The 6,952-nt window shown below is 69.4% G+C and carries 7 protein-coding genes; 2 read left to right on the top strand and 5 right to left on the bottom strand.

All coding sequences use genetic code 11. From position 1 onward, the window contains the following. Positions 1–332: 332 nt before the first annotated feature. Positions 333–1,826 (bottom strand): aldehyde dehydrogenase, encoded by a 1,494-nt coding sequence (locus DK254_RS27975; RefSeq protein WP_109936431.1) that lies wholly within the window; start codon positions 1,824–1,826, stop codon positions 333–335. A 231-nt stretch (positions 1,827–2,057) separates the two neighbouring features. On the opposite strand from DK254_RS27975, the gene DK254_RS27970 reads away from it, so the two are divergent. Both DK254_RS27970 and DK254_RS27965 read left to right on the top strand, forming a co-directional pair. Further along, positions 2,058–2,735, top strand: a complete 678-nt coding sequence (locus DK254_RS27970; RefSeq protein ID WP_109936430.1) for a YceH family protein — start codon at positions 2,058–2,060, stop codon at positions 2,733–2,735. A gap of 97 nt (positions 2,736–2,832) precedes the next feature. Further along, complete coding sequence (locus DK254_RS27965) at positions 2,833–3,135, top strand: hypothetical protein (RefSeq protein WP_109936429.1); 303 nt, start codon at positions 2,833–2,835, stop codon at positions 3,133–3,135. A 16-nt stretch (positions 3,136–3,151) separates the two neighbouring features. On the opposite strand, the gene DK254_RS27960 is transcribed toward DK254_RS27965, so the two are convergent. The 4 genes from DK254_RS27960 to DK254_RS27950 form a co-directional block, all read right to left on the bottom strand. After that, positions 3,152–4,771, bottom strand: a complete 1,620-nt coding sequence (locus DK254_RS27960) for an NADP-dependent glyceraldehyde-3-phosphate dehydrogenase (RefSeq protein WP_109936428.1) — start codon at positions 4,769–4,771, stop codon at positions 3,152–3,154. 127 nt (positions 4,772–4,898) lie between these two features. Beyond that, positions 4,899–5,048, bottom strand: coding sequence for a hypothetical protein (locus DK254_RS34440; RefSeq protein WP_177412117.1), 150 nt, complete (start codon positions 5,046–5,048; stop codon positions 4,899–4,901). Positions 5,049–5,084: 36 nt separating this feature from the next. Next, positions 5,085–6,437, bottom strand: coding sequence for a GntP family permease (locus DK254_RS27955; RefSeq protein ID WP_109936427.1), 1,353 nt, complete (start codon positions 6,435–6,437; stop codon positions 5,085–5,087). Between the two features lie 75 nt (positions 6,438–6,512). Then, a partial coding sequence (locus tag DK254_RS27950; protein ID WP_109937325.1) for a gluconokinase occupies positions 6,513–6,952 on the bottom strand: 440 nt, incomplete at its 5' end.

Here is a 6,952-nt window from a genome sequence, read left to right as displayed (position 1 = left end):
GAGGGGACCATTGGGCAGAACGGGTGGTTGTGGAGTCAGCCGGGCGTCCTGTTCGCGAGCAAGCTCGCTCCTACGAGAGCGGGTGCGGGCAGGATGACCGTGTGGCTTCGCTTCACGCCGAACGGCCCCCTCTCCCTTCAGGGAGAGGGCTGGGGAGAGGGTGACGGACTCCGACGACACTCCGGAGCATGGCTTGACTCCGCTCCCCCTTCCTAACCCTCCCCCGCAAGCGGGAGAGGGGGCCGTTGGGCAGAACGGGTGGTTGTGGAGTCAGCCGGGCGTCCTGTTCGCGAGCAAGCTCGCTCCTACGAAAGACGCCGGCGCGGGGACAGTCAGAGCTTGATCCAGGTCGCCTTCAGCTCGGTGTACTTGTCGAAGGCGTGCAGCGACTTGTCGCGGCCGTTGCCCGACTGCTTGAAGCCGCCGAAGGGCGCGGTCATGTCGCCGCCGTCGTACTGGTTGATCCACACGCTGCCGGCGCGCAGGGCGCGGGCGGTCTGGTGGGCCTTGGAGATGTCGCGGGTCCACACTGCCGCGCCCAGGCCATACGGGGTGTCGTTGGCGATGCGGATGGCTTCTTCGGCGCCTTCGAACTCGATCACCGAGAGCACCGGGCCGAAGATTTCCTCGCGGGCGATCTTCATGGCGTTGCTCACGCCGTCGAACAGCGTCGGCTCCACGTAGGTGCCGCCGGTTTCCTCCAGCACGCGCTGGCCGCCGGTGAGCAGGCGGGCGCCCTCGGCCTTGCCGGCCTCGATGTAGCCCAGCACCTGCTCCAGCTGGCGGCCGTCCACCAGGGCGCCGACGTTGGTCTGCGGGTCCAGCGGGTGGCCGGCCTTCCAGCCTTTCAGGGCTTGCACCACCAGGGGCACGAACTGCGCCTTGATGGATTTCTCCACCAGCAGGCGCGAGCCCGCGGTGCACACTTCGCCCTGGTTGAAGGCGATGGCCGCGGCGGCGGCTTCGGCGGCGGCCTGCAGGTCCGGGGCATCGCCGAAGACGATGTTCGGGCTCTTGCCGCCGGCCTCCAGCCACACGCGCTTCATGTTCGACTCGCCGGCGTAGACCAGCAGTTGCTTGGCGATCTTGGTCGAGCCGGTGAACACCACGGTATCCACGTCCATGTGCAGGGCCAGGGCCTTGCCCACGGTGTGGCCGTAGCCCGGCAGCACGTTGAGCACGCCCTTGGGCAGGCCGGCGTCCAGCGCCAGCTGGGCGATGCGGATGGCGGTCAGCGGCGAGCGCTCGGAGGGCTTGAGGATCACCGAGTTGCCGGTGGCCAGGGCCGGGCCGAGTTTCCAGCTGGCCATCATCAGCGGGAAGTTCCACGGCACGATGGCGGCGACCACGCCCACCGCCTCGCGGGTGACCAGGCCGAGCTGGTCGCGGGGGGTGGCGGCGACCTCGTCGTAGACCTTGTCGATGGCCTCGCCGCTCCAGCGGATGCTGTCCACCGCGCCGGGCAGGTCGACGTTCAGCGAGTCGCCGATGGGCTTGCCCATGTCCAGGGTTTCCAGCAGCGCCAGTTCCTCGGCGTGCGCTTCCAGCAGCTCGGCGAAGCGCACCAGCACGGCCTTGCGCGCGGCCGGCGCCTGCTGCGACCACGCGCCGGATTCGAAGGCGGCGCGGGCGCTCTGCACGGCGCGCTCGGCGTCGGCGGCGTCGCAGCTGGCGACCTTGGCCAGCAGGCGCCCGTCCACCGGGCTCAGGCAGTCGAAGGTGGCGCCGTCGGCGGCGTCGAGGTACTGGCCGTCGATGAAGGCGCGGCCTTCGATGCGCAGTTGGCTGGCGCGGGCTTCCCAGTCGGCTCGGGTCGCTTGGGTCATGGCTTGGTTGCTCCTGCTCGTTGTTGTGGTGTGGGTGGCCGCCGGGTGGGCGAGCCGAATAATACATATGAGACCATATCTTAAGCGCTCGCCAGTGCCAATGGTCGCCTGCGACTCGCTGCCGGCCAGCCGCCTGTGGACCGGCCCGGCGTGAGGCGCGACGCCGCGGAGGGTGCCAAAGCCGCCGTGGGCGGCTAGGCTAGTGCCCTCCAAGCGATCTCTGGAAACGACATGAACGACGAAGCCACAAGCCTGCCCGAGCGCGAGCCCCTCGGCGCGGTGGACATCCGCGTGCTCGGCAGCCTGATCGAAAAGCAGCTGACCACCCCGGAAGCCTACCCGCTGACCCTCAACGCCCTGGTCACCGCCTGCAACCAGAAGACCAGCCGCGAGCCGGTGATGGACCTCAACCCCGGCCAGGTCGGCCAGGCCCTGCGCCGCCTGGAGGGCCTGGAGATGGTGCGCCTGGTGATGGGTAGCCGCGCCGACCGCTGGGAGCAGCGCCTGGACAAGGCGCTGGAACTGGTCAAGCCGCAGTGGGTGCTGCTCGGCCTGCTGTTCCTGCGCGGCCCGCAGACGCTCAACGAACTGCTCACCCGCAGCATGCGCATGCACGACTTCGACGACACCGAGGAAGTCCGCCACCAGCTGGAACGCCTGGCCGCGCGCGGTTTCGCCATGCAGCTGGAACGCCAGAGCGGCCAGCGCGAGGACCGCTACATGCACCTGCTGGGCAGCGCCGCCGACCGCGAGGCCGCCATCGCCGCCAGCAGCCGTGGCGCCTCGGCGCCGCGCGGCGAGCACAGCGTGCAGGACGAGGCGCGCATCCTCGAGCTGGAAGCCCGCGTGGCCGCCCTGGAGGAGCGCCTGGCGCGCCTGGAGCAGGACCGCGACAACGGTCTGGATTGACACGAACGGTGGCCATGGAGACGGCCGGATAAGGATTCTTTAAGAATTCGTCCGCATAGTGCCAGGACCGTTTTCATGGCTGCACAGGGGAGCTTCCATGGGGCCTAGACCTTCGCAGGCGCTGCTGGTGTCGGTGCTGTGCCAGCTGTCCGAAAGCCAGCCGCGCTCGCTCGCCGAGCTGAGCGGCCAGCGCGAGAACAACCTGCTGGCGATCCGCGAGCTGTTCCGCCAGGGGCGCATCAGCGGCGTGCTGCGCGACGATCCCTTCGGCCTTGAGGACGACCAGGGCCCGCTGCTCTGCGATGCCGAGCGCCTGCGCCTGCGCCGCCCCTATGCGCTGCAGGTGGAGGAGCTGAAGGAGCAGGCGGCGCCGCCGGTGGATGGCTTGATCCGCATCTGACGGCGCCTGCCTGGCTTCAGAAGATGTAGTCGGTGGTCAGGAAGTTCGACTCGCGGCCCTGGATGATCTCGCTGATCAGCGCCTTGTTGGCGGCGTTGAAGCGCGTCGCCACCAGGGTGCGGATGGAGAAGGTGCGCAGCGCGTCGTGCACCGACAGGGTGCCCTCGGCGGAGTTCTTGCGGCCGTTGAACGGGTAGGTGTCCGGGCCGCGCTGGCACTGGGCGTTGAGGTTGATGCGGCCGACCTGGTTGGCGAAGGCGTCCACCAGCCGGCCGACCTGCTCGGGGTCGTCGCCGAACAGGCTCAGCTGCTGGCCGTAGTCGGACTGCAGCACGTAGTCGATCACTTCCTCAAGCTCGCGGTAGGGCACCACCGGTACCAGCGGGCCGAACTGCTCCTCGTGGTACAGGCGCATCTGCGCCGTCACCGGGCTGAGCAGGGCCGGGTAGAAGAAGCTCTCGCGGGACTCGCCGCCGCCGGCGTTGATCACCTTGGCGCCCTTGGCCAGGGCGTCCTGCAGCAGGCCGTCGAGGTAGTCCACCTTGCCCGGCTCGGGCAGCGGCGTCAGCGCCACGCCCGGTTCCCAGGGCATGCCCGGCCTGAGCTGGGCCAGGCGCGCGCTGAACTTGTCGAGGAAGCCCTGCAGCACGCTTTCGTGGACGAACAGGATCTTCAGCGCGGTGCAGCGCTGGCCGTTGAACGACAGGGCGCCGGTGATGGCTTCCTCCACGGCGTTGTCCAGGTCCACCTGCGGCAGCACGATGCCGGGGTTCTTCGCGTCCAGGCCCAGGGCCGCGCGCAGGCGGTGCGGGCGCGGGTGCAGGCGCTTGAGGTCGGCGGCGCCCTTGTGGGTGCCGATGAAGGCGAACACGTCCACCTTGCCGCTGGCCATCAGCGCCGAGACGGTCTCGCGGCCGCGGCCATAGATGATGTTGATCACCCCCGGCGGGAAGCTGTCGCGGAAGGCCTCCAGCAGCGGGCGCACCAGCAGCACGCCGAACTTGGCCGGCTTGAACACCACGGTGTTGCCCATGATCAGCGCCGGGATCAGGGTGGTGAAGGTCTCGTTCAGCGGGTAGTTGTAGGGGCCCATGCACAGCGCCACGCCCAGCGGCACGCGGCGGATCTGGCCGAGGGTGCCCTGTTCCAGCTCGAAGCGGCTGGAGCGGCGGTCCAGCTCCTTGAGCGCGTCTATGGTGTCGACGATGTAGTCGCAGGTGCGGTCGAATTCCTTCTCCGAATCCTTGAGGTTCTTGCCGATCTCCCACATCAGCAGGCGCACCACCGCCTCGCGCTGCTCGCGCATGCGCGCCAGGAAGGTCTCCACGTGCTGGATGCGCTCGGCCACCCGCAGGTTGGGCCACAGGCCCTGGCCGTTGTCGTAGGCGGCCACCGCGGCGTCGAGGGCGCCCAGCGCGGCCTCGGCGTCCAGCAGCGGGGTGCTGCCGAGGATCACCTGCCGTTCGCCTTCGGCGGTCTTCAGGAAGATCGGGCTGCGCACCGGCGCCAGCGGGCCGTCCCAGCGGCGCAGCTCGCCGTTCACCAGGTAGTCGCGCTGCTCCACCGGCGCGTCGGGGCGCCAGGTCTCGGGGATGTCGTCGATGGCGGGGAACAGGGTGTCGAGGTTGTGGCTCATGGTTCCTCCCTCGGGGTGGGGCGCCCGGCGGGCAAGGGCAGGGCGCCCGAAGTGGGGTTCCAGTCTGTCGCGCTGAAAGGTGAATCGTTTCAGCTTGCACATGTCGGCAGGCCCGGTAAAGGGCTTTTCAGCGGGCGGGGACGTTCGGTCGCAGCGGCGCCAGGGGCGCGCCGAGCAGCTCCTGCTGCTCGGCGTAGCGCTCGCGCACGTCGAAGTCGCGCGGCCAGTCGCGCGGTTCGGCGGGGCGGGGGTTGGGCTGGGGTTGCGTGGCGGACATCGGCGGTACTCCTTTCACGGTGAAAGCCGGTGGTCCTCAGACCACCAGCGAAAGCAGCAGGATGAACACCAGGCCGACCACGGAGAGGATGGTCTCCATGGCCGTCCAGGTCTTGAAGGTCTCGGCGACGCTCATGTTGAAGTACTGCTTGACCAGCCAGAACCCGGCGTCGTTGACGTGGGAGAGGATCAGCGAGCCGGCGCCAGTGGCCAGCACCAGCAGCTCGCGGTTCACCCCGGGAATCATCCCCACCACCGGCACCACGATGCCGGCGCCGGTGATGGTGGCGACCGTGGCCGAGCCGGTGGCGATGCGGATCACCGCGGCCACCAGCCAGGCCAGCAGGATCGGCGAGATCTGCGCCTGCACGGCCAGGTGGCCGATCACGTCGCCCACGCCGCTGGCCACCAGCATCTGCTTGAAGCCGCCGCCGGCGCCGATGATCATCACGATGGCCGCGGTGGGCGCCAGGCTCTGGTCGAGCAGCTTGAGGATCTTCTGCGAGCCGAAGCCGCGGGCGTAGCCGAAGGTGTACAGGGCCAGCAGCAGCGCCAGGAGCAGGGCGGTGATGGGGTGGCCGATCATGTCCATCCAGGCGCGGAAGGCGTGGCTGTCGGGCAGCAGCACGTCGGCGAAGGTCTTCAGCAGCATCAGGAACACCGGCAGCAGCACGGTCAGCAGGGTGATGCCGAAGCTGGGCAGGTTGCCGGTCTCCGGCTCGTGGGCGATCTGCGCCACCAGCTCCTCGGAGGGGCTGCCGGGGATCACCCGGGCGATCCAGGCGCCGAACAGCGGGCCGGCGATGGCCGCGGTGGGCAGGGCGACGATCAGGCCGTAGAGGATGGTCTTGCCGATGTCGGCGCCGAACACGCCGATGGCCAGCAGCGGGCCCGGGTGCGGCGGCACCAGGCCGTGCACGGCGGACAGGCCGGCCAGCAGCGGGATGCCGATCTTGATCAGCGACACGCCGCTGCGCCGGGCGACGATGAACACCAGCGGGATCAGCAGGATGAAGCCGATCTCGAAGAACAGCGGGATGCCCACCAGGAAGGCCGCCAGCATCATCGCCCAGTGCACCCGGCGCTCGCCGAAGGCGTCGATCAGGGTGCGGGCGATCTGATCGGCGCCGCCGGACTCGGCCATCATCTTGCCGAGCATGGTGCCCAGGGCGAGGATGATGCCGACGAAGCCGAGCACCCCGCCGAAGCCGTCCTGGAAGGCCTTGACGATCTGCGCCACGGGCATGCCCGAGGTCAGGCCGAGGAAGCCGGCGGCGATGATCAGGGCGAGGAAGGGGTGGATCTTGAAGCGGGTGATCAGCAGGATCAGGCCGATGATGGTGACCAGCGCATCCAGCAGCAGGTAGGTGTCGTGGGACAGACCGAACATGGCGGGGCTCCCTTGTCGTTGTTTTTACGGGCGTTTTGGGATAGCGCTGTCTTCAGCGCGCGGCAAAGAACTTGCTCAGGCCGGCTCGTGGGCGCGCCACCAGGCCAGGGCCTGTTCGACGATGCGTTCCACCGGCAGAGTGGCATCCACGGCGAGGGTCAGGGGTTCGTCGTGGGGCGGCTCCAGGGCGGCGAACTGGCTGTCCACCAGGGTCGCCGGCATGAAGTGCCCGGGGCGCTCGGCGACGCGGCGTGCGGCTTCGTCGCGGGGCAGTTCGAGGAACACCACTCCCAGGCCCGGCACGGCCTGGCGCAGGCGTTCGCGGTAGGCCAGCTTGAGCGCCGAGCAGGTCAGCACCGGGCGCTGGCCGGCGGCCACGGCCTGGCTCAGCAGCTCGGCCAGGGTGGCCAGCCAGCCGGCGCGGTCGTCGTCGGTCAGGGGGATGCCGGCGCTCATCTTGCGGATGTTCTCGGCCGGGTGGAAGGTGTCGCCCTCGATCTCGTGGGCGCCGCTGG

It is taken from the genome of Pseudomonas sp. RW407, from assembly GCF_003176655.1.
Classification (GTDB): Bacteria; Pseudomonadota; Gammaproteobacteria; order Pseudomonadales; family Pseudomonadaceae; genus Pseudomonas; species Pseudomonas delhiensis.
The sequence above is the reverse complement of the archived record's forward strand: the minus strand, read 5'-3'. Positions and strand labels throughout refer to the sequence as shown.

Excerpts from the sequence above, each read along its gene's own strand:
- DK254_RS27965 (WP_109936429.1), top strand. The coding sequence starts at position 2,833 with ATGGGGCCTAGACCTTCGCAGGCGCTGCTGGTGTCGGTGCTGTGCCAG.
- DK254_RS27975 (WP_109936431.1), bottom strand. The coding sequence starts at position 1,826 with ATGACCCAAGCGACCCGAGCCGACTGGGAAGCCCGCGCCAGCCAACTG.
- DK254_RS34440 (WP_177412117.1), bottom strand. The coding sequence starts at position 5,048 with ATGTCCGCCACGCAACCCCAGCCCAACCCCCGCCCCGCCGAACCGCGC.
- DK254_RS27955 (WP_109936427.1), bottom strand. The coding sequence starts at position 6,437 with ATGTTCGGTCTGTCCCACGACACCTACCTGCTGCTGGATGCGCTGGTC.
- DK254_RS27970 (WP_109936430.1), top strand. The coding sequence starts at position 2,058 with ATGAACGACGAAGCCACAAGCCTGCCCGAGCGCGAGCCCCTCGGCGCG.
- DK254_RS27960 (WP_109936428.1), bottom strand. The coding sequence starts at position 4,771 with ATGAGCCACAACCTCGACACCCTGTTCCCCGCCATCGACGACATCCCC.